The organism is Magnetospirillum moscoviense (assembly GCF_001650635.1).
Taxonomy (GTDB): domain Bacteria; phylum Pseudomonadota; class Alphaproteobacteria; order Rhodospirillales; family Magnetospirillaceae; genus Magnetospirillum; species Magnetospirillum moscoviense.
Map to the genome: position 1 here is coordinate 1 of NZ_LWQU01000052.1, position 2,002 is coordinate 2,002.

Annotated in this window: 2 protein-coding genes; both read left to right on the top strand. The window is 70.5% G+C overall.

The window, feature by feature from the left end; translation table 11 throughout:
* A partial coding sequence (locus A6A05_RS02775; RefSeq protein WP_172822167.1) for a phage tail length tape measure family protein occupies positions 1–1,295 on the top strand: 1,295 nt, incomplete at its 5' end.
* 45 nt (positions 1,296–1,340) lie between these two features.
* The coding region (locus tag A6A05_RS02780; protein WP_281193232.1) for a phage tail tape measure C-terminal domain-containing protein at positions 1,341–2,002 on the top strand (662 nt) is incomplete at its 3' end.

The window sequence follows — 2,002 nt, forward strand, 5'->3', positions numbered from 1 at the left end:
CCGCCCGCACTGTCTCCATCCGCCTTGCCCTTGAAGATGGCGAGGTGTTCCGCCGCGCCCTTATGCAATTGGGTGAGGATGGCCGCCGGGCGCTGGAGCGGATCGAGCGGGCGGCGCAGCCGGCCTCGAAGGCGCTGCTGGCGATCAACGAGGTCGGCCAGGGCGTGCGCGGCGTGGTCGAGGGCATGGCCGGGCGGATGGGCCTGTTCGGCGATGCGCTGATGGCCACCGGGCGCACCGGTCTGATCGCCGCGGCAGCGGTGGGCGCTGTCGGCGCCGCCCTGGTGCAGGGCGTGCGCGAGATGGAATCCGCCGACCAGTCGCTGCGCCGGCTGGAGGCGGTGCTGAAGGCGACCGGCGCCGCCTCGGGGCTGACCGCCGGGCAATTGGCGGCGCTGGCCGACGAGATGGAAACCGGCACGCTCGCCACCGCCGAGGGCGTGATGGATGCGTCCGCCGTCATGGCGACCTTCCGCTCGGTCTCGGGCGACACCTTCACCCGCGCCATCCGGCTGGCCCAGGATCTGTCGGCGGTGTTCCGCCAGGATCTGTCGTCCTCGGCCACCCAACTGGGCAAGGCGCTGGAGGATCCCATCGAGGGCATCTCGGCGCTGAAGCGGGTCGGCGTGTCGTTCTCGGCCACCCAGAAGGAGGTGATCCGCTCGCTGGTCGAGACCGGCGACGTCGCCGGTGCCCAAAGGATCGTACTCGACGCCCTGGAGCAACAGGTCGGCGGCGCGGGGGCGGCGGAAGCGGCCGGTCTGACCGGTGCCGCCCACCATCTTGCCGCCGCCTGGGGCAACCTGCTGGAAGAAATCGCCCGCACCAGCACGGTCGGACGCGGCGCGCAAGGCGTGCTGCACGATCTGACCGGCATGGTCGATGGCATCCGCGACCTGCTGAAGGGCCCCGACATCGCAGCAGGGGTGGCGGTCAAGAGCCGGCAACTGGTCGATGTCGAGGGCCGGATCGCCGAATATCAGGGCATCGGCGTCACCGGCCGCCGCATGGCGGAGCTGCGCCAGCAGGCCGACTTGCTCCGCCGCGACATCGACGCCCTGGTCGAAAGGGGCCGCACCGAGGTGGCGGCGTTCGAAGCCGAGCGTGGTCTAGCCGAATCCGGTCGCCAGGCGGCCGAGCGCGAGCGCAATGCCGAGGCGATGGCGGTGCGGCTGAAAGCACTGGAGGAGGAGAAGGTCAAGGCGGCCACCGATGCCGCCGGCAAGATCGCCGCCATCGAGACCCAACTGGCCCGCGACATCGAAGCGGCCAGGACGAAGGCATCGCTGCCGTGAGTCCACGCGGGTGATGTCGACCGCGAAATCGGCCTGCTGCGGCAGGTGGCGGCACGGAAGGTCGAAGCCATCGAGAAGCCGCTGGCCGAGGCCCGCCTCCGTTCTGCCGAGCAGACCCGCAAGGTGCTGGACGATCTTCAGCGCGAGCTTTCCGCCCCCTGGCAGCCACGGCAAGCCGCCGTCGACCAGTCGGTGTCGCGACTGCCCAAGGAGGCGTCCGCCACCGACCGCGCCGAAGCCGCCCGTCTGGCCGGGGAACTGTTCGACCAGAAGCAGGCGCTCGACGAATTGCAGCGGGCGCTGAAGGAGGAAGCCGACGCCCGGGCGCGGGGCAAGGAACTGGTCCGCCAGCACCGCACCGCCGAGCAGGAATACGCCGACACATTGCGCGAGTTGAACGGCCTTCTGGCCCAGGGCGCGCTCGATGCCGACACCCATGCTCGCGCCATCGAGGAGGCCGAGAAGCGCAAGCTGGCGGCATCCAGGGAATGGTCGGACGGCGCCAAGCGGGCGTTGGCCGCCTATGTCGAGGACTCGTCCGATGCCGCCCGTGGTGCCGAGCGTGCCGTCACCGGCATGCTGAAATCCAGCGAGGATGCCTTCGTCAAATGGGCCACCACCGGCAAACTGGCGGCGGGCGACCTGTTCAACACCCTGGCCGAGGAAGCCTTGCGTGCCGCCTGGCGCATGGCGGTGGTGATGCCGAT